This window comes from Brevibacillus panacihumi (genome assembly GCF_003710985.1).
Classification (GTDB): domain Bacteria; phylum Bacillota; class Bacilli; order Brevibacillales; family Brevibacillaceae; genus Brevibacillus; species Brevibacillus panacihumi.
The window spans coordinates 20800-45592 of the sequence record NZ_RHHT01000046.1; the positions used below are offsets into that span (position 1 = coordinate 20800).

A 24793-nucleotide genomic window follows, 5' to 3' on the forward strand; every position below is an offset into this window, starting at 1 on the left:
GACCTCCGAGGTCAGACGAAGAAGAAGGCAGTGCCCAGGATGATGTAGACAGTCAACAGCAGAACTCCTTCAAACCAGTTGGTCGCTCCGTCGCGTGTGATGGAGATCGTGATCAGAATGCTTGCTGCAATCGCGGCCAGCTCAAAAGGGGTAAAGACGAAATCCATCGGCTTGCCGATCAAAAGGCTGACCAGCACCAGCGTTGGCGCCACAAAGAGAGCGATTTGCAGGCTGGAGCCGATGGCAATCTCTACAGCCCCGCCAATTCTTCCCTTCATAGCCAGGAGGACCGCGGCGCTGTGTTCTGCCGCATTCCCGATAATCGCGATCACGAAGGCACCGACGAAGAGATCAGACCAGCCAAAGGTGTGGGAGATGTACTCCACACCGTGCACCAGCCATTCGGACACAATGGCGACGAAAAGCGTGGACAAGGCGAGCATCAGAATGGAAATGCCCTTGGACCAGAGCGGTTCGCTTTCTTGCGGATCGATATCGCTTAAAAAGTCGCTGTGCGTGACCATGGAAAAAATCAGCCACAGCACATAGGCGATGATGAGCAGAATGGCGATAACGATGCTTAGCGACTCAATTTTCACTACGGGCAGCTCGCGCAAGAAGACGGCGGGGATAAACAACGCCGCAATAGCCAAGATCATCAGCGAGGCGTTGTGTCCGGCAAGCTTCGCATTGAACTTCTGTTCCTTGTACTTGATGCCGCCGAGCAAAACGCTGAGACCCAGCACCAAAAGCATGTTTCCGATAATCGCGCCGGTGATGGATGCCTTAACCATTTCAAACAAGCCATCTCGCACGAGGAAAAACGAGATGATCAACTCGGCAGCATTGCCGAAGGTGGCGTTGAGAAAGCCGCCGATGCGGTCGCCAGCATAATGGGCCACGCTCTCCGTCGATTTGCCCAGCCAAGCGGCGAGGACAACGACGGCCAGTGCTGCAGTCACGAATTGAAAAATAGCATGTTCCGTAAAATAGTGGGCGAACGCGGCAAGCACCAGACTCGCTGCGACCAACGAAAAAAATAGGCGTTGATTCATGCAGGTTCCTCCAGCAATCTCCGAATGGTTTCCCTGCAAGGGCAGGGGATGTGGGTATAGCTTTCCTCTTCTGGAAGGAAACTAATCGGTGAACATTATTGGGAGGTGGCAATCATGACCAGACCATTGCTCTGTCCTACCTGCAAATCCAATCGCATGAGATTCACTGTCATTGAACAGACCCCGCGCTATATGCGACTCGACCCGCAGACGGGAGAAGTGGTAGCGGAGTTGAGTACGGAAGAGCTGGACATGTTTCATCAGCCTTACAAGGGTGAAGCCTTCATGGTGCAATGCGGCGTGTGCGGAACCACGGAACCGGAAGAACGCTTTGCGAAAATGGCGGAACACATGCAAGGACAGCGCGGGTAAACCGGCTTGGTGACTCAAAAGCATCCCTTATCACTACGAGTGGTAGGTAGGGATGCTTTTTTCAGTATATAAAAAGGCTGTCGAGATCGACGACAGCCTGACGGACACCTTGCATGTGCCTTTTTTTATCGGCAGAAGATATGCTTGCCGATTTTTTTGATTTGCGGGCGAGACCAGATCCAGCCAGAGGTAGCCGTATCGGGGTTAAAGTAGTACAAGGCTCCTCCTGTAGGGTCCCAACCTTTCAATGCATCCTGGACAGCTCTGGATGCCGTCTCGTTGGGTGTCAGCCAGATCTGCCCGTCTGCTACCGCTGTAAAAGCACGCGGCTCGAAGATGACAGCAGCGGGCGTGTTGGGGAAGGAAGGGCTCTTGGTCCGATTCAGGATGACCGCGGCGACTGCCACCTGGCCAATATAAGGTTCACCGCGAGATTCACCGTACACGGCATTTGCCATCAACCTCAGGTCATTGCTGGAAATGCCCTTTGCCGCATATTGGGTTTGATTTTGTTGAGGGGCAGCTGGCTGAGCCGTTTGGGGAACGCCTAGCTCCTCCGCTGTCGGTTTGTAGTGCGTGGTAGCATTGTAGAGCTTCAGCTTTGTTTTTGGACCGAGTACGCCGTCTACGTTCAACCCGAATTCGTATTGGAAGTTGCGCAATGCCCAGTACGAACGCCAGCCAAAAACACCGTCCACTTTTCCCGTGTAGAAACCGAGAAGCTTCAGTCGTCCCTGCATCTCCCGGACGTCCTTGCCTTCCGCGCCTACTTTTACAATTTGCTCGCTAAAGGCATCAGAACGTGCGGGAGAAAGAACGGATGCTGTCGTCAACAGACCCCCGACGAGCAGGAAAGCGATAAGCCATTTTACAGGCCGATTCATGAAAAATCCACTCCTTATCATGACTGACTATACCTGGGTTAGCCGTTTACATATGGTTCACAGGTATGGTTCTCAAGACCTCTTCAGGCTATAGGATTCCCAGTTTTCGCAGGGCTTGCATAGTAAAATTTTGGAGACGATCTTCGACAAAAAAGCAGAGAAATTTCTTTCAAGCCCAAGCTGTGATTGTTTATAATGAAAGAAAAATCGGAAAGCAGGAAGGATTCGGGCGAAAAGGAGGGCGTCCAGATGGCGGACAATATCGGTGAAATCAGAATAGCTGACAATGTTGTCGCAGTCGTGGCTGGTGTGGCGGTTGAAGAAGTGGCGGATGTTTCGGTGCGTTCTGGAGGCTTGTATCAGGATCTGGCAAAGAAAATCCAGGGCGGAACGAAAGGCATCAATGTTTCCATTCTGGACGGCAGGGTTACAATTGATTTGCGTATTTCCGTTCGTTATGGCATTCCGATACATCATGCATGCAGCACCTTGCAGAAAAAGGTGAAGGAGACGGTGGAGCATATTACCGGACTTTTTGTGGAAGCGATCAATGTCCGCGTCGATACTATCGAATTGTGAGAGAATTCCATCAAAAAAAGAGCTATCCCGTTGTCAAAGGTTCTGATAGACAACAAGGATAGCTCTCTTTACATCGAAAAGGAGTGTTGCTGCTGAAGCTGCTCTTCTATCTTCTGACGGCTTACTTCCCGCGATACCGACAGCAAGATTCCTGTGGCGATCAGACACACCAGGAGAGAGGACCCGCCATAGCTGATAAATGGCAGCGGGACGCCTGTCAAGGGAATCAACCCGGTTACGCCACCGATGTTGATCATCGCTTGCAAGCCGATCATGGTAATGACGCCGATTCCGACCAGGCTGGCAAACGTATCCTTGACGCGCAGGCAGATATGGATTCCGCGAAGCAGATAAAGCAGGTACACAAGTAAAAAGAGTGTGGCGCCGATAAAACCGAGCTCTTCCGAAATGATGGAGAAAATAAAATCGGTATGCGCTTCCGGCAGGTACAGATACTTTTGAATGCTCCTGCCAAAGCCGGTTCCGGAAATGCCCCCGTGGGCGATGGCAATCCAGGACTGAATGATGTTGTAGCCCGTATGCAGTGGATCGCTCCAAGGGTCCAAATAGGAATTGATCCGGTTGATCGCGTAGTCTTTTGTGCTGATATAGGCAAAGAGCGCGACACTGACAGTCGGCAAGCCGATTCCGATCAACTGAATGATTCTGGCACCGCCGCAGATCAGAATGACCAGTGCGACCCCGAGAAGGATCGCGGCAGAGCCCAAGTCAGGCTGAAGGGCGATCAGCAGAAAAAACAATCCGGTAATGACCAGTGGTGGCATGAGGCCAGACTTCAGCCTGCGTATGCCGTCCCCTTTCTTGCTGATAATTGCAGCCAGGTACAAGATCAAGCCCAGTTTGGCAAATTCGGCAGGCTGAAGGTTGGCGATCCCCAGGTTGAACCAGGAGCGTGCCCCGTTGATTTTTATCCCGATTCCCGGTATGAGTACCAGAAATAATGCAAGTAAGCTGATGAGGGCAATCCCCAAAAAATTGCGTTTATAAAAGGAGAAGGGGATATTCATGGCAACCAGCATGCCGAAAATGCCAAGCAGCAAAAAGACAATTTGTCTTTTTACAAAATACAATTCATCGCCGTTGCAGTAACTGCAGCCATGCGCTGTGAAGCTGGTCAGGGCAAAAATCGAGCTGGCGCTAAGTACCATCAGCAAACCAAATCCAACAAGCAGGGCAGTCAAAAACAGGAGCAAAAAATCGGGAACGCCCCGTGTCTTCATCATCGAAAACCCCCTTCTACGTGAAACAGAGAGGGGATACCTCTCTGCACCTGCTAACAGTCTGTGGAATTAATGGCGATTCTTAATGGGAAGACAGTTTTTCATTGAGCAATTTCAGTTTGCTTTTCGCTGTTTGAACGACAGAGTCCGGCATGTTGCAGTCGTAGTCGAAACCATGCGGGAAAAGGTGCTTGCCCAGGTATGGCTCCTCCAGCTTCAGCTCTGCGTGGGTATCTTCCAGCTTGCCTTTGGTAACGGTAGCTTCGATACGCAAATAGTAGGTATTGCCTTTATCTTCGATTTTATAATCGTATGTAGCGTGTTTGTAATCCCATGCGCCGCGGTCAAAGCCAAGATCACTCATGTAATGCTCAAGATCGGCGAAGAAAACTTCCTTTGTGCCAATCCCGCTATCCTTGATAACCATTATTTTTCCTCCTACACAAGGTGAGATTTTCACTTATTAATATAGTATCTTTTGGCAAGAAGCGCAATGCATAGTTCGCTCTTGTCAAGAGATCTCCTACCTTTTCGCTCTCTGAATGACAGGTTTGGCAGTTGGACACACTACAAAACGTCTCTTAGAAAAAGGAGGAGAAGGAATGGCAAAAGTAGAAAATCGTACCCTGCGTGAAATCATGACCAAAGATGTAGCGACAGTGACGCTTAAGGATAATGTATACGAGGTAGCCTGCAAAATGCGTGACTGGAACGTAGGCGTGATCCCGGTGGTGGACGAGAAGGACGACGTCATCGGAGTGATTACGGACCGTGACATCGTCATCCGCGGACTGGCCGAGAAGCGCCAGGGATCGGCTGCTATTGAGCAAGTCATGTCACGCGACATCATCCTCGGTCAGCCGGGCATGACGGTAGACGAAGCTGCGAAAATTATGGCCCAGCACCAAATTCGCCGTCTGCCGGTGGTCGAAAACGGCAAGCTCGTAGGCATTGTAGCCATCGCTGACATGGCTGTTCGTGAAGTTCATCAGGATGAAACAAACGAGGCGATTCGGGAAATCTCCCAGCCTACCCAGTCCTAACCTGCACCCATTACCAATCTGTCTAGCTGTCGGCGTTTGTCGGCAGCTTTTTTCTGTACCTTCACGCGACGGCAAGGTTTATGATACTGGTACAGGCATGATGTTCTGGAGTGAAAGGGACGGGGAGGAACCGGATGCTGATCAAGGATATGGCTGCTCGCCTGCAAATCACGCCGCGAGCCATACGCTACTATGAGGAAAAAGGACTGATCAAGCCGCAGAAAGCGGACGAGTCGGGCTATCGCCATTTTACCGAAGAGGACGTCTGGAAGCTGCAGACCATCGTCACGTTGCGGGAGGTTGGCATGCAGATTGAGGATATTCGCATGGTAATGGAAAAAATGGAGGATCATCAGGGGAGTCTCCTGCAGCATTTGGAATTGCAGCGGTCTGTGCTCTATAGCCGATGGGTCGAAATGAGCAAATTGATTCAAACGACGGAGACCATGATCGAACGCGTCAAGCACGATGGAGTAATGGATGCCGCTGCCTTGTACGAGCTGGCGGAGGGCAACAAGCGGCTGCGGCAGACGCGGGACAATTGGGTGGATCGATGGAATTTCGATCAGATCGCAGACCATTACGATGAGCTTGTTTTGGGTGAGCGGGAGGGTTTTAATCCGCATGAAAATTATGAATTCGTGCTTGATACAGTCGTAGCAGCCGTGAACCCGCAGAAGGGAGAACAGGGGCTGGACGCAGGAATCGGCACGGGGAATCTGGCGAGCCGTTTTGCCCGGCGGGGAATCCAGATGTGCGGTTTTGACCAATCCTTGCAAATGCTGCAAAGATGCAGACAAAAGCATCCGTTCGTTCCGACGAAGCTGGGTACGTTTTTTGCGATTCCCTTTCTGGAGAACGGCTTTGACTTTGTCGTGACGAGCTATGCCATGAACCATCTTACGGATGAACAGAAGCTGCTCGCGCTGGCGGAATTCAGCCGCGTTCTCAAGCCGGGCGGGAGATTGGCGATTGCCGATTTGATGTTCGAGGATCAGACGGAACGGACTAAGCATCTGCGAGCTTTGCGCGATGCAGGGGAAGAAGAAGCCATACGCCTCATCGAAGACAAATGGTATGCCGACCGCTCCCGCCTGATCGACGGTCTTCAGGACTTGGGCTTTGAGGTCCATGCGAAAAGACTGACCCGCTATGTTCACCTCCTTTTGGCTATGCCTCGGTGAGTCTTACTTCTTTTTTTCTTTTGGGCTCTTCCATGCAATGACACGCATCCAGGTTTTTGCATAGGCTGTAGCGAGAAGGGAAAGGAGGACTCGGCAATGGGTCTGTTCGACGGTTTTTTTGATCGTGATAATGATGAATTGCTGTGGATCATCATCGTCGTCGCGGTGCTGTTCTTCTTGTTCAACGCCGATCGAGATTAATATCTGGAAGTATAGACAAAACGACCTTAATCGCGGGGTCGTTTTTACGTTTTCCTCTCTCTTGACCACTGTGCCTTCTTCCACTACCCTTGTACACAGTGCAAAACACCCCAAGAGAGGAGCAGGAGAATGAAACGATGGATGCTGGCAGGAATGATGGTGGTGGCGATGCTCGTAGGAACCGCATGTGCCGCTGATCAACAGCCCAAGCCAAATGGAGAAATGGAAGCGACAATAAAAAGGGTAGTGGATGGCGATACGTTCGAACTGTCTGGCGGGGAAAAAGTCCGCATGATCGGCGTAGATACGCCGGAAACCGTAAAACCAAACACTCCCGTGCAGCCATATGGCAAGGAAGCAAGCGATTACTCCAAAGAGCTTTTGACGGGCAAACAAGTGACCTTAAAGTTTGATGTCGAAGTAAAAGACCGATACGGCAGATTGCTCGCCTACGTCTATTTGCCTGATGGAAGTTTTGTCAACGAAAAGCTGGTTCGGGAGGGCTACGCCCGGATTATGACGATACCGCCCAATGTCGCGCACGCTGATCTGTTTTTGGAGGCGGAACGGGAGGCTCGTGAGCAAAATCGCGGGTTATGGGCGTTGGAGGAGAGCCAGGCGAAGGAATCCTCCGGGAAGAAGACCAACACTTCCGGTGAATCGAAAAAATCAGCTCAGTCCCCAGAAGCACCGGAAGGCAAGCTGATTAAAGGCAATATCAATTCCAAGGGTGAGAAAATCTATCACGTCCCCGGCTCTGCCAACTACGATCGGACGAACCCTGAAGAGTGGTTCGCGACAGAAGAGGAAGCGCAGGCGGCCGGTTACCGCGCTCCCAAACGATAGGGACAGCAAGATGCCGGTTTGCGATTAGGCAGATGCCCATCACCATCCCAGGGCAGGTTACATAAGGTAATGTGACTAGTCAGATACCTAGTTCCTGGGAGGGGGAGTAAGTATTGTATTCACAGATTCGCGTCTACTATCCGTACATTAGTCCATTTGATCCTTGTCCGCCGATCCGCGTCAAGACCTACCAAGTTAACCCTCAGTTGTTCATAGGTTTTCAACCGGAGAATTTACCCCAGTTTTCCCCGATGGAAGCGTTGAGGCTTGGCACGCTATGGCCTGCCTTGTACAGTCCTTATTCCGGTCGTGGGGATCAAGAAGGATTGGAGGGGTAACATGAATTCCGCAAATCAACCAGGCGACAAACGCTACTATGAACTGCTGGAACAACTGCAAGCCATCGACTTTGTATTGGTCGAACTGAACCTGTACCTGGATACGCATCCGACAGACAGCAACGCACTCGAACAGTTCAACCAACAAGCGGAACAGCGCTGGGCCATCGCGCAGGAGTTTGAATCTTTGTATGGTCCGCTGCTCAATTTTGGCCACAGCTATTCCGGGTACCCTTGGCAGTGGAACAATGTTCCCTGGCCTTGGCAAGTATAGAAAGAGGGGATCAAAGAGGTTATGTGGATCTATGAGAAAAAACTGCAATACCCTGTTCGCGTCAGCAAGTGCGACCCTCAGATGGCAAAGTTTTTGATTGAGCAATACGGCGGTGCAGACGGCGAGTTGGCTGCGGCGCTGCGATACCTGAATCAACGCTACACGATACCTGACAAGGTGATCGGGCTTTTGACAGATATTGGGACAGAGGAGTTTGCCCATTTGGAAATGATCGCGACGATGGTCTACAAGCTGACCAAGGATGCGACCCCGGACCAATTGAGGGAGGCAGGCCTTGGGGCGCATTATGCGAATCATGACAAGGCGCTGTTCTACGAAAATGCATCAGGAGTGCCGTGGACGGCGAGCTATATCCAAGCCAAGGGCGATCCGATCGCAGACCTGTACGAAGACATTGCTGCGGAGGAAAAAGCGCGCGCGACGTACCAATGGCTGATCGATATGACGGATGACGTCGATCTGCAGGACAGTCTGCGGTTTTTGCGCGAGCGGGAAATCGTCCATTCGTTGCGCTTTAGGGAAGCGGTCGAAATTTTGAAGGAAGATCAGCAGCGCAAGAAGGTTTTTTAAGCGGTGATTTGGGCAGACTGGGGATAACGGATTTTGGAAAGGAGTATCCCCATGAAAGCCAAACGTTTTCTCTTTCGCTTGTTGCTTTTGATCGCTTTCGCCGCTTGCGTCGAAACGCTGCTCTATGTAAACAAGGATTCCTCCGAGACGGCATCACCCGTAGAAGCGGTCGAAGAAATAGGCTCTCATCAGCAGCCTCCTACCCTCGACGTGAAGTATACGCTGAAGGAAGATGACCTGCATTTGCAGCTTGCGGTCAATCATTTTTCTTTCTCGCTGGAGAATATGGGCAAGGAAAACCGCCCTGGAGAAGGCCATGTCCATCTTTATCTTGACGGAAAGAAAGTAGCCAAGGTATTTGAACCGACATATGTGCTGAAAGACATCGCGGCAGGAAAGCATGAGGTCATGGTGGAATTGGCTCACAACAATCACGATTCGTATGGGGTTTCACAGCGGTTTCATATTGAGGTCAAACCGTAGCGGGGAGTGTATTAGAGGACTCCACTGAAGAAAAGCCGACATCCGAAGGGCCAGATGGCGCTGCGAGTGTCGGCTTTTTTGGTAAGCGTATATCAATCTTAACGCACTTGGACGTTTACATTTGCTTGTTGATCAGGAACCGCAACTACCAGTGTCGGGTAGGAAATAACCTGTGTTTTCATGGTACCGGCTGCAGGCGCTTGCAAGCGTACGAGCAGGCTGTACTGATGCGGAGCCGTTTTCTTGACCGGATCAGCGACCAGGCGATAGCCTCCAGTCGGTTTTGGGCCTGCACCGATCACGACATAGGTTTTGCCGTTTGCCCGAACCAAGGTGTAACCGCCGCTTTTCCGAACCTTTTTCAAGGCTTGCTTGACAGCAGGCGGATAAGAAGCGACTGCGCTTTCTTGGGAAAAGCCGTCCTGCGCAAGCTCTTTATTCATCGCAGCACTTGGGGTAGGATGAGTAGAAGGCAACGCTGGTGTTCCTACGGATGCGCCAAGAGTGGCGGCAAGCAACAAACCGGGCAGCATGGCTAACATGAAAATCCCTCCATTTGTTGTGTATTCTATCTATGACCGAAAGAGAAAAAGTTGAGGTGGCAGAAGTGCACTTACAGGATTCACTAGAATATTTGTCCGAGACGACGCAGCAGGCAATCTTACAAGAGCATGCCCGCCGCTTTGGCTTGGATACGCAGGAGCCTTTATTCGACCGCTTGGCCGACCCGGCTTTTGCGCAGCATGTATGGGAGCATTCCAGTGAATGGGAGCGCAGCGTCATCAGACAGTTTGTCCAATTTGCCCCGAGAGGCTTTTTTACAAGACGGGATTGGGAAAAGGTCTCAATCAAAGAGCAACGTCTCATGTCTGTCGGGCTCACAAGGCTGCGCAGATTGGGCATTGTGATTACCGTGAGAAAAATGTGGAGTGAAATCGGTTATATGATGCCGCATGAAATCCGGGAGCATTTGACAGGATGTCTGCTTCCGGAACCAGATGCGGCTTATGTGACGCTGTCGAAAACGCTCCCTTATTATATACCAGCAGGCAGAGGGATTCATCTGGATCTTATTGGATTATTGATCTTCATCCGCGATCACGAGATCCCCGTCACCCAAAAAGGGACGGTCCATCGCCGTTACCAGCAAAAAATGGCAGAACTTCTGACGATCGAGGACGTGCATCTTCAAGGCTTGCAGCTTCCTGCCTGGGAGACGGAGCCGCCAGCAGGACGAGAATTGCTGATCGCTCTGGATTTGGCTTGGAAGCTGGGGCTTGTCTGGGAACGCGACCGCCTTCTCGCACTTGACGAAGAGCGGATAGGGCGCTGGTTGAGCCAATCTCCGTCAAGCCGCTTCAGTGACATGTACCGCATCGTCTGTGAGCAGTATCTGCCACAAGAGCCTTGGTGGGATGCCATGGTCTGCGTCATGGATCAGGCGCCTGCCGATCAGTGGTGTTCGTTGGAAGCGCAATTGAGCATGCTAAGAGAAGCAGGATTTGACGTACCCGTTGAGGCCGGCAAGAAAGTTGCTGAGCAATGGCTGCATCTTCTGGGAGGACTCGGCTGGGTCCAGCTCGGGATTGATGAGAAGGAGCAAATCTATTGGCGCTGGAATGTGATGGCGCGAGCCGAAGAGCAGGAAGGCTGGTATGTTGATCCATCCGGAGAGGTTACGATTCCCCCGCTCGTTCCCTTGCAGGCCATCTGGAAGCTTAGTGATTTTTGTACGATCCAGTCGGACGGCACTCTTCTGCGCGCGGAATTACAGGACAAGTCCGTACAAGCCTATCTGACAGCGGGGGGAGATGAGACACAAATCATTGGCTTGCTTCAGGCTCATTGCATCCATCCCTTGCCGGATGCGATCGGGGAATTGGTCAGCCACTGGGCAAAGACTGCCCGACAAATCCAGATCGAACCGGTTTATCGAGTGAGGACAGCACATCCGGGCTTTTTGGCTGAGTGGAAGGAAATGGCGGATTTTCAACCGTTTTTAAAACAACTTCTCTCGCCTACAGAATTCCTGCTTACCGCAGAGGAGCATGGGAGATGGGTCGATCTGCTACGGCATTACGGCTATGAGCCGCATCTGCTCGACACAGCTGATGAGGTGAAGAAGAACCACTATGACAGGCAGGATGAGCAAACCCGCGTCGGTCTGATACAAGTGTCGCAGCCTTGGGAGGGGTATGCGGTCGAAAACACGTTTCCGGATCTGGGAGACGAGGTGGCTCGGATTACTGCTTTGCCCAAGGTTTGGACACAGCATATGCAATCCTACCATCCTCAATCGCTGCGTGACTTGTTCAAGCGAGCCACTGAATTGCAGCTGGATGTGGAATTGCAGTCAGACGGGCCATCGACGTGGAGCGGCAAGCCAAGCGACCTGTGCGTCGAAATGGGGTATTGGATGGTCACCATCGCTGGACGAAATGGCAAAAAACGCATGCGGCTTGATGACATTGGCCGAGTGCGCATCCTGGTGCCTGATTTTCTGTACGAAGAGAAATGATCGTGGTACAATAAAAAAGCATGACCTTGATGATAGAGAAGGGAGGCTTCGCCATAATGGAGTCATTGCAAACAGCGGACGTAACTGCGTTGATCATGGAGTCCTACGAACTGTCCACGATGATTAACCAGTCGCGCGAGGTCTCGGAGTACCTGCAGGCCAAGCAAGCGATGGAAGAGGACGCGGAAGTGCAGCGGCTGCTTTCCTTGTTTGAGAAGAAGAAAGAACAGTACGAGGATGTACAACGATTCGGGAAGTACCATCCCGATTTCAACCATATATCCAAGGAAGTGCGCGAGTTGAAGCGCACGATCGAGCTGAGGGATTCGGTACAGGCTTTCAAACGTGCCGAGGAGCGGCTGGATGAATTGTTGTACCAGGTCAGCCGCACGATTGCCGACGCCGTGTCAGAGACGATTAAGGTCCCGAGCAACAACCCGTTTCTGGAAGCGAAGAGCAGCGGTTGCGGTACAGGCGGCAGTTGCGGATGCAGTGTGAAAAAGCACTAATGCATCCGCCCGAGGCTTGCCAATCACATACCATCGTTTGGGAAGGAGACCGACGACCAAACATGAGAGATCGACGGCTGGGGGTCGCCGTGTGGGTAAAGAACACACGCGCAGCCAAAAATTTACGCAAATTTGGCACCATTCATTACATCTCCAAGCGGCTGCACTACGTCTCGATGTACGTGGACGCCAATCAGATCGACGAGACGATCCGCATCATGGAAAAGCTTCATTTCGTGACCAAAGTGGAACGTTCCCATCGGCATGAGATCCCGGTGGAGTACAATAATGCGAGACCGGACAAGGCAAAGGAATACGATTACAAACAAGAAAAGAGCCAAGTGATGGCTTTAGCGGAGACGTTGTTGAACGAGGAGAGCATTCACACGAAGGTTGCCTCGCCATAAGATGTTGGGAAGCTGCCATGTTTCGGCAGCTTTTCTGCTTTTGCCCAGGTCTCGTACATGGTATGCTAAAGAGAGACGAAAAGCGATTACAACGCTCATGTATGCGTTTTCATCGAGGGGAATATAGATCATACCAGGAAGGGAGTGTACATAGATGATACAACTTGACATTAACTGCGATATGGCCGAGTGCTTCGGCAGAGGGCGGCAAGCAGAAGATCTGGGCATTTTGAAGTGGGTGACCTCGGTCAATATTGCCTGCGGCTTGCACGCGGGCGATCCTCACATCATTCGCCGGACGATTGACGCTGCGCTGAGGCAGCAAGTAAAAATAGGGGCGCATCCGGGATATGCAGACATCCATGGGTTTGGCCGCCGCCCCATGAACTTGTCGTCTACGGAAGTGTACGAACTGGTCTTGTATCAGGTGGCGGCGCTTTCGGGAATGACCAAAGCGCTCGGCGGGGAGCTGCATCACGTCAAACTGCATGGCGCGCTGTACAATGAGGCCGCTGAGCGGCCCGAGCTGGCCGAGGCGGTTGTCCGTGCCGTAGCGGATATTGACGAGGAATTGATCCTCTACGCATTGTCTGGCAGCAAGCTGGTCGAAGCGGGCCTGGAGCACGGCTTGCAGGTCGCAGAAGAGGTGTTTGCTGACCGGGCGTACCTGCCGAACGGAAGACTCGCTCCGCGTGAGCTGGAAGGCAGTGTGCTGATCAGCAAGGACGAGCGGATGGAGCAGACGAGGCAATTGGTTCTGCATCAGCGGGTGATGACCGTAAACGGACAGCACATCGACCTGGCTGCGGACACGTTGTGCGTCCATCACGAGAGCCACGATGTCATTCCGTTTCTCGCCGACCTGCATCGTTGGGCGAAACAGCATGATGTCACCATTGAACCGATTACAGCAAAATAGAATATCAACCAAAAAGCCGTGAAGCAAGGATTTCGCACCCGATGCGAACCCCGCTTCACGGCTTTTTCATTTTTCTGCTACCTTGTTGCGAGATCGCGGGCGCCCCGTTTTTCTCCTGTCAGTTTACCGTTTTCTATCGTCAAAATAATATCAGCCAAGCGTTCGGCCTCTTCCCGGTCATGTGTCACCATTAAAAAGGGGATTTTCCACACTGCTTGCAAACGAAGCAATTCATCTTGGCATTCCTTGCGCGTATCCGCATCGAGTGCAGAAAGGGGTTCGTCAAGAAGCAGCAAATCGGGCTTGGTGGCCAGAGCGCGGACGAGTGCCACACGCTGTTTTTGCCCCCCGGAGATCTGATGCGGGTACTTGTCGAGCAAATGGCCAATGCCTACGGTAGCGACCAACTCATCCAGCCCTACTTCTTTTCCTTCTTTGACCCCGTAGCGAATGTTTTGGGCGACGGTCATATGGGGAAAAAGCGCGTAGTCTTGAAAGACGTAGCCGATATTTCGCTTTTGTACAGGAAGCGCTTTGGTTCCATGCTCGTAAAAAAGGGTGTCTCCCAGCCGGATCATGCCTGCATCGGGTGTGACAAGCCCGGCGATGCTGTTGAGAATCGTCGTTTTCCCGGAGCCGGAGGGACCGAATAAGACGACGATCTCTTTCTGTATGGCAAAACAGACGTCCAGAAGAAAATCAGGAAGCTGTTTTTGTATGGAGACCGTCAACATGTTGACCACCTGCTTTATTTTTGATTCGCATAGCGGCGCAGATTCCGCCTGCTCCACCAATTGAGCCATAGCGTTGTGCTCATCCCGAGCGCGACGATGATGATGACCCAAAACATCGCTTTCTCCATCTGCCCTGATTCCACAGCGAAATAGATGGCGACCGGGATCGTATCCGTTCTGCCGGGCAAATAGCCGGCAAGCATCAGGGTCGCCCCAAACTCTCCCAGACCACGTGCAAAGGAGAGGACGAAGCCAGCCAGCAATCCGGGCCATGCCAACGGAAAGACGACTGTCCAGAACAAGCGCCATTCAGAAGCTCCCATGGTCCGCGCTGCATCCTCCAGACGCCGATCTACACTGGTGAAGGCGGCGACCGCGCTTTGATACATCAGGGGAAAGGAGACGACGATAGATGCGATCACGGCCCCAGTCAGGGTAAACACGACGGTAATTCCAAACCACTGGTCCAGCAGTTTGCCAAGAAAGCCGTTTTTCCCAAACAGGAGAAGAAGACCGAAGCCGACGACTGTCGGCGGGAGGACGAGTGGCAACAGAAAAAAAGACTCCAGGACATGCTTGCCGAAAAAGTGACGTCTTGTCATACAACGGGCTAGCGCGATGCCGATTACAAATACGATGGAGGTGGAAAGCACGGCAACCTGTAAGGATAAGAGCAATGGCGTCAAATTGGTTTCCATACGCTGCGTTCCACCTTTCCGAATTCATGTTTTCTTTTAGCGAAAACCATACTCCTGCAGGGCGTTCTTACCCGCCTCGCTCGTCAGGTACGAGAGGAATTGCTTCGCAGCCTCGGCGTGAGCAGAGTCACGAACGACTGCACCTGGATAGACAATCGGTTTGTGCAAATCTTCTTTCGCTTCGGCGAGCACTTTCACCTTCTCGGACGTAGCTGCATCACTGGAGTAGACGACGCCGACCTCGGCATTGCCGGCCTCGACGAACGTCAAGACCTGCCGTACGTCACTGCCAAATACGAGGCGGTCAGACAGGCTGTCCCACAGCTTGAGGTTGTCCAGAACCTCTTTGGTATAGCGTCCGGCCGGTACGGATTCAGGCGCTCCGACAGCGATATGCTGCAGGGATGAGTCTGTCAGCTCCTCGAAGGAAGAAATCGCTGCACCGTTCTCTTTTGCGGTGACCAATACGAGCGAATTGCCCGAAAAATCGACGCGCGTTTCTGGCACAATCAACTGCTTTTCGGCCAGTTTGTCCATGTCTGCTTGGCTGGCTGAGAGAAACAGATCAGCCGGAGCTCCCTGCTCAATCTGCTGGGCCAGCTTGCCAGAACTGCCAAAGCTGTATGTAAGCTTGACCCCGGGATGTTTTTCCTCATAGGAGCTTTTCAACGAGTTGAGAGCATCTGTCAAACTGGCTGCCGCCAGCACCATCAGCTCGACGGATTCGTTCTCGGCTTGGGGCTTGTCCGCCGTCGCGTTCGGTGATGTTGGACCTGAGCAGGAAGCCAAGATGAACAGGATGGCCGCTGTCAGGATCAGGCTGATTTTTTTCACATCATTTCCCTCCGAATGTGATATTTAATTATATTTAGTTATAATTGGTTATAGTTAGTTTAAAGATTCCATATCCAAAAATCAATTGCGAATTTTTCTTCCTTGGACGAGAATAGAAGAAAGCAAGAACGGAGGCCGGATATGACGCAAGACAAATCTTATACGACAGAAGAAATCGCCAATCTGCTGCGCATTTCGAAACTGACTGTCTACGACTTGATCAAAAAAGGCGAGCTGCCTGCCTATCGGGTAGGCAGGCAGATGCGTGTCGATGCGGCCGACCTGGAATCTTATAAAGCGCGGGCGAAGGGAGCGTACAGCAGGCAGCCAGCTGCACCGCCAGTTTCCTACATGGCGCATTCCGTACCGCAGGAGCAGCCGCCCGCTACGACAAGAAACATCATTATCAGCGGACAAGACATTAGCTTGGACCTGTTGGCGAATGAGCTGGAAAAGCAGGAGGATTCATTTCGCGCCCTGCGTTCCTATGTCGGCAGCATCAACAGTTTGATCGCGATGTACCGAGGTGAAGCGGATGTCGTCAGCACGCATCTGTACGACGGCGATACCGAGGAATACAATGTGCCGTACGTTCGCCGTTTACTTTCAGGTCATTCCTATTTGATGGTCAACCTGGTTGCGCGCTGGGCAGGGTTCTATGTGCAAAAAGGAAACCCTCGGAAGCTTGGCAGCTGGGAGGATTTGAAAAAGCCCGGGATCATCATGGTCAACCGCGAAAAAGGATCAGGAGCCAGAACGTTGATCGAAGAGAAGCTTCGTCAGCATAGCATCACAGGTCGAGAAATTGTGGGCTATGATAGGGAAGAGAAGAATCACCTTGCCGTCGCGGGGGCAGTAGCGCGTCTGGAGGCTGATGTAGGGGTCGGAATCGAAAAGGCCTCATTGATGGTTGGTGTTGATTTTATCCCTTTGATTCGAGAGCGGTACGACCTGGTCATTATGAAAAAGAAGGAAAATGAAATGCTGATCCGCAAAATCAGGGAGATCCTGTCATCGACTTCCTTTCGCCAGGCGCTGGAAGCCATCGGCGGTTATGACCTCACGCATACAGGAGAGGTCATGTACGAGACGCCATAAATGAAGAATATGCCATATTTCTACTCAATTTGACAAAGATTTGCTACAATGAACAAAATGGTCGTGACCGTTTTGGAAGAATAATGAACGCTTGCAGCCGAGCGTCTGGAGGCTGTTATGAAATCGATACATAAAACCAGCTTGCTGGTGTGCCTCACTATTTTTACTATGTTTAGCTCGATAGGAGTCGTTCTGTACTGGCCGAGCCTGGTCGCTTTTTTCACTAGCGAGCAAACTGCAGCACCACAGGATGCGGGAGTCGATCCCTTTTCTTATGATCCGCCGCTTCCTTCCTATGTAAAGAACCTGCATCCGCACTATACGATTGAGGCGGAATTGCATCCGAGCGATGCGAAAATAACGGGGAAGATGAGCATCGAATTTGACAATCCGCGCAGTGAGAGCTTGCTCTTGTACGTGTACGATTATCTTTGGAACAAGATGAGTGTGAAGGCAGTCCGCTATCAGGACAAGTCCCTTCCGTTCGAACGAGGGCTTTCCCAGATCAAGCTGAGCAACCCGTTCGGCGATGTGGAGCGGGGCAAAATCGAGGTGGAATTCGAGCATCCGGTGCCGCGCAGAGGAACCAGATACGGGGTCAAGGATGATATTTGGACCTTGACGACCTGGTATCCGATGCTTGGAGCGCAGAATCAGCAGGGACAATGGTATGAGCCGCCGCTGCGGATCAATTACGGGGACCCTTTTGTCTACCATTACGCCGATTACGATGTCTCCTTTATTTCACCGAAAGGGTATCAATGGGTCAGCTCTTGGGGCCGGGGAACGGCAGAAGATGCAGGCAACAATCGGCAGAAAGTCCGCTATCAAGGGCAAAAATTGCTTAATTTCGCGCTGGTGGGCAGTCCTTTATACCAAATCGAAACGATTACGCTTGAATCAGGATTGCAGGTTGACATCGCTTCGGTGGACAAGGGCAATATTGAGCGGATCAAAAGCATAGCAGAGTCCGTTTTTCCTACCTATACCGAATGGTTTGGGCCGTTGCCCTATCCACACGCCGCGATTGCCGAGACGAGTACGGGCACGACCTATGCGATGGAGTACGCCAATATGGCGATTTTCAAGCGGGACATGCATCAACGCAATCTGATCGATCACTGGCTGCCTCATGAAGTGGCCCATATGTGGTGGTACAACAGCGTAGCGACGCTGGAGTCCGTACACGGCTGGGTGGATGAGGGCTTGGTGGAGATCAGCGTCTCCTACTACCTGCAAGGCAGATACGGTTCACAGTCTTCTTCTTCGCTTCTGGCGGAGTACGAGCGCGACCTGCAGAAACTGCGGGTGAAATACCCGAACGGTAGGTTGAGCAAGTCATTGCAGCAATTTGCGACGGAGGAAGAGTTTCATTGGACCTGGTATTCCAAAGGCGCGCTGCTGTTTGAGAATCTGCGCCGCGAGATCGGGGACGATGCGTACAAAAATTTCCTGAAACGCGTCCAACAAAATTATCACGGCAGCGTCATCGGCGCCGAACATCTGGATCAGGCGCTGGGACAGGCCTTGCAGGGCGAAGCCAGCTATTTTGTCCCCAACGTCAACCAAACCAATGACAAGCCGTTTCTTCCAGTGCGCTTCGAACCATACATCACGACAGTTCTCAATGGCATGAGCTACTATCCGCCGATTCCCGCAAGGCTCAAGGATGGTACAGTCTACATTCCGCTGAGGGACGTAGGTGAACAGCTCGGAGTGAAGATCGAGTGGAATGAAAAAGAGAAGCGCATCCATCTTCAGGCAAACGGGCGGGCTGTAGAGATTCCGGAGAAGGATCGGATCGCAGAGGTTGACGGCAAGCCCCTTGATCTCGGTGTTCCGCTTCTGGAAATCAAAAAGCGGGCCATGGTGCCGCTCTCCTTGTTTGAAGATGCTCTCGGATTTGACGTCTATTATGACGCGGAGCAAAAAACAGTCAAAATCGCCAAACCGTCACCGATCAGCAAAGCCAAAACCTTGTAAAGACAATTCGGGCAGGGGGAAATCCTGTCGCGGGATTGAAAGCGGCGGAACCGGGACAAAATAGGGGAGAGGGCCTTGCCTGTTGTGTTTCGGGGCGGGACCCGAAAGGTAAAGGAGGGACGCGCCATGTCCTTTCAGGAGTACTTGAAGTACCTGACCCGATTGTTCGTCCAATACGTGGAGACGCCCAAGGAAGAGCGGAAGCAAAACAAGCGTCCGCGGGAATCCTGGTCGTCGCGCTGGTTTGGGGCAATCCCCATGTCCATCAAGCTTTTGCTGCGTAAATAATACTACAAGAACGGGCGGAGGGATCGTATGGCGAGAGTAGCTGTGGAGCAATCGCTGACCCCAATCAGTCAAATGCTGCGTGACAATGGGTATGAGGTAGTGCAGCTCGGAAACTGGCAGCAGGAAGTGGATGCTGTCGTGATCACCGGACAGGATGACAACATGATGGGGATGGCAAACATCGCCACCGGGGCTCCTGTCATCAACGCAGAAGGCATGACAGCCCAAGAGGTATTCCATGCTGTTCACCAAAGACTGTCCCAAACCGAGCATCACTAAATGAAAACAAGCTCTCCAAACCGATTATTCGGCTGGAGAGCTTGTTTCATTCAGGTAAAATTGGCCGATTTGTTCCGCGTAGGCGAAAGGGACAAACCGCAATCCTTCATCCCAGACACCGACATAGGGGCTTTGGTCATTCCACAGATGCAGGGATGCGACGACATAGGGGGCGAGCACCTGCTCATGATACAAAGGGACGGTATAGGTGACGCGGGGGTGGTCAGCACTTTGCTGCCACAGCTGTCCCCAGGAAATGCGTTTGTTGGCATAAAGCTGGTGTATCCAGCCAATCTGGTCGAAGGGGTTTTGTGCTTCAGTCTTCAAAATGCGGGTCTGTGTCAATCGCCCTCCCTCGTGAACGACGGAATCAGGTGACAGCTTTCCCATCACCGGCTCATTGGCATGAAAGGCGGAAGGATACACTTCCCCCGTTTTGGCATTGACCATCTGGGGGGCAGAAGACGAATTCTCGGCAATCAGCCAGTGCGACGCAAAACCGTCGTATACCGGCTCTGCGGCAACCTCTCGGGGTGCGAACGCATCATCGAACAGGATATAATCTCCGACCCCGTATTCCAACAGCACGAATTGGGGCTGCTGTGCCGGATCGGGGGTTTCGCCGACGACCATATAGCCGACTTGCTGGTCAGACTGCTTGATGCTGACGAGCCATTGATGCTGATTGGCGCCTAATGTCTGCACCTCTGTACGTGCATTCCGCCACTGTGTAAATTGAGGGTCGCGCTCGGCTATCGCATTCATCCACTCCTGGATCCGCGCTTGGAACTGTGCGTCCCAATTGGATTCACCGTGCGCAGCAGGAGGATGGACCATCTGCAGAATAACCAACCAGGCAAGGAAAATCGCAGCGATTCGTCTGGCCATCAGGATAACACCACCTTTTGCAAAAGGCTTTTCTTTTCCTATTGTAACCAGATAGGGACAAAAGATTTGTTGCAACTTGTCTTTTGTCCCTCACATTTTCTCGTTGATGTTTTACAGGATTCGCCTCGTTTGCGGCGTGGAGTGGAGGTAAAACAATCCGGCGTTGATCAGCTTGATCTCAATGCGCGGCTCATACTGCCAGGAGAGCTCCTCCATACGGCGCTGGCGTTCCTCAGACGGTGTGCTTTTGCGCCACTCGGTCTGGTCGATCTGTTCGCGCGGGGTGACCGGTATGCCATTAGCACGTAAAAAGTCGAGGATTCGTCCCCCGCTGCTGCGGTATTCGTCAAGAGATGCCGTTTGCGCGGGTACTTCGACAGTTTGATTCATGATCTCCGGTTCCTCGGGAAGCGCATCTTCGGGTTCAGGGTGGTCGGCAGATGACTCTTCCGGTTGATCCTCCGGCTCCTTTTCACGCAGCGCCAATTCTTCATAATACGCTTGAAGGATGGCTCTTTCTTCTTCCAGACGGGTCCGGGCCTCCTGCGCCCAAGTCTGATCTTCTTTTTCCAGCATCCTCGCCACCTCCTGCTGGACGAGCTGGGCAGCTTGCGGGATGGCGATCCGCCGCTCCAGCGTGAAACAGTAGTCCGGGATGGCGGGGGACAGCGGAAGGCGATACAGGACAGAAGGAAAGTCATGCACGATCCGCGGCTCGTGCAGATTGACCCCCATGTAAAGGAGAATATCTCTTTTTTTGTCGCAGAGAAGCGAGACCTTCAGGTTGAGACCAAGCCAGGGGACGAGCGGCATCGATCGCCTTCTGCCCGAAGAAGACAAAAGTCCCTCCCGGGGGACCTGCTCATACATACACACAAATTGGCCATGCTTTTTGGTGGAGTCGAAGATTTGCTGCATCCGCCCAGCTCCCAGATGCAGGTACTCCGCCCTTTGGCCCTCAGGACTCGCTTCCGGATGAAAGGCAAAGGTCAGGATGAGAGGCTGGTACGCCAGATTCATCTTCTCTACCCAGCTCCAGTAAAAAGGACGGTTGCCGATGTCTTTGTCGACCTCCACAGGCAGCTTGACTGTGAGGTAGTCGGGATGCGCTTCCACGATATGGCTGGAAAAGGAAGCGAGATAACGCTCCACATACTGCCTGACCTGATCTTGCTGCATAGCGCATCCTTCCTCCTTGTACGATTTCGTTCTTTATTGTTCCGCTGCCTCGGCAAGCGTGCGAGATGGCTTGGCAGAACGGATGGCGCGAATGGCTTGGCCCATATTATCCAGCTTTACGGCCATTTCACCGGGACTGCGCGAATCCATGATGATTTGCACCAGATTTTCTTCCAGGGTTTGGGTGAGGCTGAGTCGTTCTACGATGTCATCCAGCTCGCCGATTACCATCTCGAACAGATCAATTTTTTCATACAGCAGATTCAAGATATGTTCTTCGATTGTGCCAACGGTAGAGAGGTTGTAGATATGAACATCCCGCTGTTGCCCCAAGCGATGGACACGGCCGATCCGCTGTTCGACGCGCATAGGGTTCCAGGGCATATCATAGTTGATTACCTGATTGCAAAATTGCAGGTTGATTCCTTCACCGCCAGCTTCCGTCGCGATCAGCACCTGGGCGCGATTCTGAAAGAGATCGGTCATCCAGTCCTTCTTGCTGCGCTTAAAGCCGCCGCGAAACGGAACAGAGGTAATTCCGTGATCATGCAGATATTTTTGCAGGTAATTTTGGGTCGCCCGATACTCGGTAAAAATAATGACCTTGTCATTGATGCTTTGAATCAGCTCTACCGTCTTGGCCGCCTTTGAATGAGTCTCGATGCGCTTGATCAGCTCGACAAGCTCCAGGATTTGTTCGCGCAGCTCCGAGCCTTCCGGGAGGCGCTGATGCATGTTGTACAGCGTCATAAACGCAGCTTCCTTGCTGGAGCATACCTCGCGCTGCAGGGTGATCAAGGCGAGCGAGTTGAATCCGCCGGAACCGGTGTAATACTGGTCGCGGACGAAGCGGGTGACGCCTTGGTAGAGGTCCAGCTCTTCTTTTGACAGCTCGATGGGGACGGATTGGACGCGTCGGCTGGTAAAATGGACGCCGCCGTCGCTGCGTTTGTTGCGAATCATGACTTTTTCAATTTCCCCGCGGAGCTGTTCGTTGTTTTTGGCCTGGCGTTTTCCCTCGACATAATTGGAGGAAAAGGAAGTCGCATGACCGAGATGTCCCGGCTTTAACAGGTTGATCAGATTGTACAGCTCGTCCATTTCATTCTGGATCGGTGTAGCTGTCAAAAGCAGGCAGTATTTTTTGTGAATCTCTTTGACGAATTGATAGTTGCGCGTGCGCTTGTTTTTCAGCTTGTGGGCTTCATCGATAATCAACATATCGTATTCGATATCCAGCACGTGGCGTCTGTGCGGGTCGCGCTTGGCCGTATCGATGGATGCGACGACGACGTCATGCTGGCGCCACATGTACTCTTTTTTTTGCGCGACAGCGGGAATCCCGAACTTCTGGTTCAATTCCTTCGTCCATTGGATTACCAGCGAGGCGGGCACCAGGATGAGAATTTTTTTTGCCAAACCGCGCACCATGTACTCCTTCATAATCAAGCCAGCCTCAATCGTTTTGCCCAAACCGACCTCATCTGCGAGAATGGCACGGCCCCGCATTTCATTGAGGACACGTTCTGCTGTATCCAACTGATGGGGATAGGGTGTCAGACCAGGCAAGTACTTGAGGCACTGCAGCTGGTCGAAATCCCGGACAGCCATCGCTTCCTCCGCTTCCAAAGCCAGCTTGAACAGCTCCCATTTGTCCCAGGGCCCGTCGTCCTGCATGCGAGTGGTCAGCGGTTCGATCCAGGAAGTATCGAATGAAAATGGAACATTCGGCATATTGGTTGCTCCTTACTATCGTTCTGCCATATCATTCTTTTTATCTGAATAAAAAATGAACATTTATGGCTTTGTTAAAAATTTTGTTCAGTTTTTTAGAGGCAGACGCTTATTTGATATTTTCAAGTGGCGACTCTCATGGTAGGATAAAGATGAAGTTCATCCTTTAGTATGGAATGATATGAAAATCTTATGTATGACCAAGTATCCAACGCGAATGATAGTAGCAGGGAGAGACTGCTTCACAGCAGCGCCGAAGGAGCAAGCCGGTCACGGTGAATCTCTCAGGCAAAAGAACCTCTACTGGACGCATCTCTGGAGAGTGCCCGATCAAGGGCCACCAAAGGGGAAACTTGCTGGCAAGTAGCAAGGTAACTCTCAGGTACCAAGGACAGAGGAGGAGAAATGGGCCCAGACATTGTTTTGGTGATCCCATTTCTACTTTTCTGTCTTTTTTTCATTCTGTCAAAGAAGTGAAAGAACGTATAACTTGCGGAGGTGCCATTCATGTCCGAATTGAAACGAACGCCGCTTTATGCCAGCTATGCCAAATACGGGGCCAAGACCATTGACTTCGGCGGCTGGGATTTGCCCGTGCAGTTCTCAAGCATTACCCAGGAGCACGAAGCCGTGCGGACAAAGGCAGGTTTGTTTGACGTATCCCATATGGGAGAAGTGGATGTAAAAGGAGAAAATGCACTCGCCTATCTCCAGTATGTAACAACCAATGATGTGTCCAAGCTTGCAGTCGGGCAAGCGCAGTACAGCGTGCTGTGCTACCCGGACGGGGGAGTGGTCGATGATCTGCTTGTGTATAAGCATGCGGATGACCACTACCTGCTTGTGATCAATGCCGGCAACATCGAAAAGGACGTCGCCTGGCTTACCGAGCATCTGATCGAGGGTGTTGTCATTGAAAACATCTCCGCACAAACAGCGCAGATCGCCATTCAAGGGCCGTTGGCTGAATCCATTTTGCAAAAGCTGACAGACACAGACCTGTCCCAAATCGGCTTCTTCCGCTTCCAGGACAATGTACTTGTGGATGGCATCCCCACATTAGTCTCGCGCACAGGCTACACCGGAGAGGACGGCTTTGAAGTCTATCTGCCCGCCGAATCTGCCGAGCAGTTGTGGGATCGTCTGCTCGAAGCAGGAAAAGAGGACGGACTTGTACCATGCGGCTTGGGCGCTCGCGACACGTTGCGCTTTGAAGCGAAGCTGCCGCTCTACGGCCAAGAGCTGAGCCAGACGATCTCGCCGCTCGAAGCAGGCATCGGCTTTGCGGTCAAGGTAGACAAGGAAACGCCGTTTATCGGCCAGGAAGCATTGAAGGCACAAAAAGAAAACGGTCCAGCCCGCAAACTGATCGGCATCGAGATGATCGACCGCGGCATCCCGCGCACGCATTATCCAGTCTATGTCGGGGAAGAGCTGATCGGGGAAGTGACCACCGGCACGCAGTCGCCGACGTTGAAAAAGAACGTGGGTCTTGCGCTGGTAAAAAGTGAGTACACAGCTTTGGGTACAGAGGTGGAAGTAGAAATTCGCGGAAAACGCCTCAAGGCACAAGTTGTGGCAACCCCGTTTTACAAACGTCCAAAAAACTGATGGATACCCGATAAGCATCTATT

Annotated in this window: 29 protein-coding genes and 2 riboswitches; of the genes, 18 read left to right on the forward strand and 11 right to left on the reverse strand. The window is 52.1% G+C overall.

Translation table 11 applies throughout. The annotated features are described in order from the left end of the window. Positions 1-11: 11 nt before the first annotated feature. Entirely contained in the window at positions 12-1055 is a 1044-nt protein-coding gene (cax, locus tag EDM58_RS18875) for a calcium/proton exchanger (protein WP_122914695.1), read from the reverse strand. A 114-nt stretch (positions 1056-1169) separates the two neighbouring features. Between cax and EDM58_RS18880 the strand changes: the two genes are divergently transcribed. Beyond that, complete coding sequence (locus EDM58_RS18880) at positions 1170-1427, forward strand: hypothetical protein (RefSeq protein WP_122914696.1); 258 nt, start codon at positions 1170-1172, stop codon at positions 1425-1427. A 125-nt stretch (positions 1428-1552) separates the two neighbouring features. On the opposite strand, the gene sleB is transcribed toward EDM58_RS18880, so the two are convergent. Then, entirely contained in the window at positions 1553-2311 is a 759-nt protein-coding gene (gene sleB / locus EDM58_RS18885) for a spore cortex-lytic enzyme (protein WP_122914697.1), read from the reverse strand. 249 nt (positions 2312-2560) lie between these two features. Here sleB and EDM58_RS18890 point away from each other — a divergent pair, with 249 nt between their 5' ends. After that, entirely contained in the window at positions 2561-2890 is a 330-nt protein-coding gene (locus tag EDM58_RS18890) for an Asp23/Gls24 family envelope stress response protein (protein WP_122914698.1), read from the forward strand. 68 nt (positions 2891-2958) lie between these two features. On the opposite strand, the gene ftsW is transcribed toward EDM58_RS18890, so the two are convergent. Together ftsW and EDM58_RS18900 are read right to left on the reverse strand one after the other, a co-directional pair. Then, complete coding sequence (gene ftsW, locus EDM58_RS18895; RefSeq protein WP_122914799.1) at positions 2959-4131, reverse strand: putative lipid II flippase FtsW; 1173 nt, start codon at positions 4129-4131, stop codon at positions 2959-2961. 82 nt (positions 4132-4213) lie between these two features. Then, the gene (locus EDM58_RS18900) at positions 4214-4558 is read right to left on the reverse strand and encodes a YugN family protein (protein ID WP_122914699.1); all 345 of its coding nucleotides are present in this window, start codon (positions 4556-4558) and stop codon (positions 4214-4216) included. A gap of 175 nt (positions 4559-4733) precedes the next feature. On the opposite strand from EDM58_RS18900, the gene EDM58_RS18905 reads away from it, so the two are divergent. The 7 genes from EDM58_RS18905 to EDM58_RS18935 all read left to right on the forward strand — a co-directional run bounded on the left by EDM58_RS18905 (position 4734) and on the right by EDM58_RS18935 (position 9091). Beyond that, on the forward strand, positions 4734-5174 hold the full coding sequence (locus EDM58_RS18905) for a CBS domain-containing protein (RefSeq protein ID WP_122914700.1): 441 nt from the start codon (positions 4734-4736) through the stop codon (positions 5172-5174). A gap of 134 nt (positions 5175-5308) precedes the next feature. Next, a complete protein-coding gene (locus tag EDM58_RS18910) occupies positions 5309-6358 on the forward strand; it encodes a MerR family transcriptional regulator (RefSeq protein WP_122914701.1) in 1050 nt (349 codons plus the stop codon). A gap of 330 nt (positions 6359-6688) precedes the next feature. Next, positions 6689-7405, forward strand: coding sequence for a thermonuclease family protein (locus EDM58_RS18915; RefSeq protein ID WP_122914702.1), 717 nt, complete (start codon positions 6689-6691; stop codon positions 7403-7405). Positions 7406-7518: 113 nt separating this feature from the next. Further along, positions 7519-7743: a spore coat associated protein CotJA gene (locus EDM58_RS18920; RefSeq protein WP_023554613.1), complete on the forward strand. Its 225-nt coding sequence runs from the start codon at positions 7519-7521 to the stop codon at positions 7741-7743. A 1-nt stretch (position 7744) separates the two neighbouring features. Then, a complete protein-coding gene (locus EDM58_RS18925) occupies positions 7745-8017 on the forward strand; it encodes a spore coat protein CotJB (RefSeq protein WP_122914703.1) in 273 nt (90 codons plus the stop codon). Positions 8018-8038: 21 nt separating this feature from the next. Continuing rightward, the gene (locus tag EDM58_RS18930; protein ID WP_023554611.1) at positions 8039-8608 is read left to right on the forward strand and encodes a manganese catalase family protein; all 570 of its coding nucleotides are present in this window, start codon (positions 8039-8041) and stop codon (positions 8606-8608) included. A gap of 51 nt (positions 8609-8659) precedes the next feature. Next, positions 8660-9091, forward strand: a complete 432-nt coding sequence (locus EDM58_RS18935; RefSeq protein WP_122914704.1) for a hypothetical protein — start codon at positions 8660-8662, stop codon at positions 9089-9091. Positions 9092-9189: 98 nt separating this feature from the next. On the opposite strand, the gene EDM58_RS18940 is transcribed toward EDM58_RS18935, so the two are convergent. Further along, entirely contained in the window at positions 9190-9633 is a 444-nt protein-coding gene (locus EDM58_RS18940; RefSeq protein ID WP_122914705.1) for a protease complex subunit PrcB family protein, read from the reverse strand. 65 nt (positions 9634-9698) lie between these two features. Here EDM58_RS18940 and EDM58_RS18945 point away from each other — a divergent pair, with 65 nt between their 5' ends. From EDM58_RS18945 to EDM58_RS18960, 4 genes are all read left to right on the forward strand, one after another. After that, a complete protein-coding gene (locus EDM58_RS18945) occupies positions 9699-11609 on the forward strand; it encodes a hypothetical protein (protein WP_122914800.1) in 1911 nt (636 codons plus the stop codon). 56 nt (positions 11610-11665) lie between these two features. After that, complete coding sequence (locus EDM58_RS18950; protein ID WP_122914706.1) at positions 11666-12118, forward strand: YlbF/YmcA family competence regulator; 453 nt, start codon at positions 11666-11668, stop codon at positions 12116-12118. Between the two features lie 62 nt (positions 12119-12180). Continuing rightward, the gene (locus tag EDM58_RS18955) at positions 12181-12525 is read left to right on the forward strand and encodes a YlbG family protein (protein WP_023554606.1); all 345 of its coding nucleotides are present in this window, start codon (positions 12181-12183) and stop codon (positions 12523-12525) included. 154 nt (positions 12526-12679) lie between these two features. After that, positions 12680-13444, forward strand: a complete 765-nt coding sequence (locus EDM58_RS18960) for a LamB/YcsF family protein (protein ID WP_122914707.1) — start codon at positions 12680-12682, stop codon at positions 13442-13444. 77 nt (positions 13445-13521) lie between these two features. Here the strand turns inward: EDM58_RS18960 and EDM58_RS18965 are convergent, their stop codons facing one another. Genes EDM58_RS18965 through modA form a run of 3 tightly spaced genes read right to left on the reverse strand, consistent with a single transcriptional unit; the run spans position 13522 to position 15710 of the window. Continuing rightward, a complete protein-coding gene (locus tag EDM58_RS18965; protein WP_122914708.1) occupies positions 13522-14178 on the reverse strand; it encodes an ATP-binding cassette domain-containing protein in 657 nt (218 codons plus the stop codon). A 14-nt stretch (positions 14179-14192) separates the two neighbouring features. Then, on the reverse strand, positions 14193-14876 hold the full coding sequence (gene modB / locus EDM58_RS18970; protein ID WP_122914709.1) for a molybdate ABC transporter permease subunit: 684 nt from the start codon (positions 14874-14876) through the stop codon (positions 14193-14195). 36 nt (positions 14877-14912) lie between these two features. Then, a complete protein-coding gene (gene modA, locus EDM58_RS18975) occupies positions 14913-15710 on the reverse strand; it encodes a molybdate ABC transporter substrate-binding protein (protein WP_246000877.1) in 798 nt (265 codons plus the stop codon). Positions 15711-15851: 141 nt separating this feature from the next. Here modA and EDM58_RS18980 point away from each other — a divergent pair, with 141 nt between their 5' ends. The 4 genes from EDM58_RS18980 (at position 15852) to EDM58_RS18995 (ending at position 19358) form a co-directional block, all read left to right on the forward strand. Next, positions 15852-16808 (forward strand): helix-turn-helix transcriptional regulator, encoded by a 957-nt coding sequence (locus EDM58_RS18980; protein WP_122914710.1) that lies wholly within the window; start codon positions 15852-15854, stop codon positions 16806-16808. Positions 16809-16925: 117 nt separating this feature from the next. Further along, a complete protein-coding gene (locus tag EDM58_RS18985) occupies positions 16926-18791 on the forward strand; it encodes a stalk domain-containing protein (RefSeq protein ID WP_122914711.1) in 1866 nt (621 codons plus the stop codon). 126 nt (positions 18792-18917) lie between these two features. Then, positions 18918-19079, forward strand: coding sequence for a YqzE family protein (locus EDM58_RS18990; protein WP_122914712.1), 162 nt, complete (start codon positions 18918-18920; stop codon positions 19077-19079). Between the two features lie 27 nt (positions 19080-19106). After that, positions 19107-19358: a YkuS family protein gene (locus EDM58_RS18995; protein ID WP_122914713.1), complete on the forward strand. Its 252-nt coding sequence runs from the start codon at positions 19107-19109 to the stop codon at positions 19356-19358. Between the two features lie 24 nt (positions 19359-19382). On the opposite strand, the gene EDM58_RS19000 is transcribed toward EDM58_RS18995, so the two are convergent. From EDM58_RS19000 to EDM58_RS19010, 3 genes are all read right to left on the reverse strand, one after another. Further along, entirely contained in the window at positions 19383-20246 is an 864-nt protein-coding gene (locus EDM58_RS19000) for a hypothetical protein (RefSeq protein ID WP_122914714.1), read from the reverse strand. A 111-nt stretch (positions 20247-20357) separates the two neighbouring features. Then, entirely contained in the window at positions 20358-21425 is a 1068-nt protein-coding gene (locus tag EDM58_RS19005) for a YqhG family protein (RefSeq protein WP_122914715.1), read from the reverse strand. Positions 21426-21458: 33 nt separating this feature from the next. Further along, on the reverse strand, positions 21459-23159 hold the full coding sequence (locus EDM58_RS19010; protein WP_122914716.1) for a DEAD/DEAH box helicase: 1701 nt from the start codon (positions 23157-23159) through the stop codon (positions 21459-21461). Between the two features lie 217 nt (positions 23160-23376). Then, a riboswitch (glycine riboswitch) is annotated at positions 23377-23469 on the forward strand. Beyond that, a riboswitch (glycine riboswitch) is annotated at positions 23470-23564 on the forward strand. Between the two features lie 102 nt (positions 23565-23666). Between EDM58_RS19010 and gcvT the strand changes: the two genes are divergently transcribed. Then, positions 23667-24770: a glycine cleavage system aminomethyltransferase GcvT gene (gene gcvT, locus EDM58_RS19015; protein WP_122914717.1), complete on the forward strand. Its 1104-nt coding sequence runs from the start codon at positions 23667-23669 to the stop codon at positions 24768-24770. Positions 24771-24793: the final 23 nt, after the last annotated feature.

Coding starts and splice junctions, on each gene's coding strand:
- EDM58_RS18990 (WP_122914712.1), top strand. CDS start 18,918: ATGTCCTTTCAGGAGTACTTGAAGTACCTGACCCGATTGTTCGTCCAA.
- EDM58_RS18965 (WP_122914708.1), bottom strand. CDS start 14,178: ATGTTGACGGTCTCCATACAAAAACAGCTTCCTGATTTTCTTCTGGAC.
- cax (WP_122914695.1), bottom strand. CDS start 1,055: ATGAATCAACGCCTATTTTTTTCGTTGGTCGCAGCGAGTCTGGTGCTT.
- gcvT (WP_122914717.1), top strand. CDS start 23,667: ATGTCCGAATTGAAACGAACGCCGCTTTATGCCAGCTATGCCAAATAC.
- EDM58_RS18980 (WP_122914710.1), top strand. CDS start 15,852: ATGACGCAAGACAAATCTTATACGACAGAAGAAATCGCCAATCTGCTG.
- EDM58_RS19010 (WP_122914716.1), bottom strand. CDS start 23,159: ATGCCGAATGTTCCATTTTCATTCGATACTTCCTGGATCGAACCGCTG.
- EDM58_RS18940 (WP_122914705.1), bottom strand. CDS start 9,633: ATGTTAGCCATGCTGCCCGGTTTGTTGCTTGCCGCCACTCTTGGCGCA.
- EDM58_RS18900 (WP_122914699.1), bottom strand. CDS start 4,558: ATGGTTATCAAGGATAGCGGGATTGGCACAAAGGAAGTTTTCTTCGCC.
- modB (WP_122914709.1), bottom strand. CDS start 14,876: ATGGAAACCAATTTGACGCCATTGCTCTTATCCTTACAGGTTGCCGTG.
- EDM58_RS18880 (WP_122914696.1), top strand. CDS start 1,170: ATGACCAGACCATTGCTCTGTCCTACCTGCAAATCCAATCGCATGAGA.
- EDM58_RS19000 (WP_122914714.1), bottom strand. CDS start 20,246: ATGGCCAGACGAATCGCTGCGATTTTCCTTGCCTGGTTGGTTATTCTG.
- EDM58_RS18915 (WP_122914702.1), top strand. CDS start 6,689: ATGAAACGATGGATGCTGGCAGGAATGATGGTGGTGGCGATGCTCGTA.
- sleB (WP_122914697.1), bottom strand. CDS start 2,311: ATGAATCGGCCTGTAAAATGGCTTATCGCTTTCCTGCTCGTCGGGGGT.
- EDM58_RS18890 (WP_122914698.1), top strand. CDS start 2,561: ATGGCGGACAATATCGGTGAAATCAGAATAGCTGACAATGTTGTCGCA.
- EDM58_RS18930 (WP_023554611.1), top strand. CDS start 8,039: ATGTGGATCTATGAGAAAAAACTGCAATACCCTGTTCGCGTCAGCAAG.
- EDM58_RS18905 (WP_122914700.1), top strand. CDS start 4,734: ATGGCAAAAGTAGAAAATCGTACCCTGCGTGAAATCATGACCAAAGAT.
- EDM58_RS19005 (WP_122914715.1), bottom strand. CDS start 21,425: ATGCAGCAAGATCAGGTCAGGCAGTATGTGGAGCGTTATCTCGCTTCC.
- EDM58_RS18960 (WP_122914707.1), top strand. CDS start 12,680: ATGATACAACTTGACATTAACTGCGATATGGCCGAGTGCTTCGGCAGA.
- EDM58_RS18935 (WP_122914704.1), top strand. CDS start 8,660: ATGAAAGCCAAACGTTTTCTCTTTCGCTTGTTGCTTTTGATCGCTTTC.
- EDM58_RS18985 (WP_122914711.1), top strand. CDS start 16,926: ATGAAATCGATACATAAAACCAGCTTGCTGGTGTGCCTCACTATTTTT.
- EDM58_RS18955 (WP_023554606.1), top strand. CDS start 12,181: ATGAGAGATCGACGGCTGGGGGTCGCCGTGTGGGTAAAGAACACACGC.
- EDM58_RS18910 (WP_122914701.1), top strand. CDS start 5,309: ATGCTGATCAAGGATATGGCTGCTCGCCTGCAAATCACGCCGCGAGCC.
- EDM58_RS18950 (WP_122914706.1), top strand. CDS start 11,666: ATGGAGTCATTGCAAACAGCGGACGTAACTGCGTTGATCATGGAGTCC.
- ftsW (WP_122914799.1), bottom strand. CDS start 4,131: ATGAAGACACGGGGCGTTCCCGATTTTTTGCTCCTGTTTTTGACTGCC.
- EDM58_RS18925 (WP_122914703.1), top strand. CDS start 7,745: ATGAATTCCGCAAATCAACCAGGCGACAAACGCTACTATGAACTGCTG.
- EDM58_RS18995 (WP_122914713.1), top strand. CDS start 19,107: ATGGCGAGAGTAGCTGTGGAGCAATCGCTGACCCCAATCAGTCAAATG.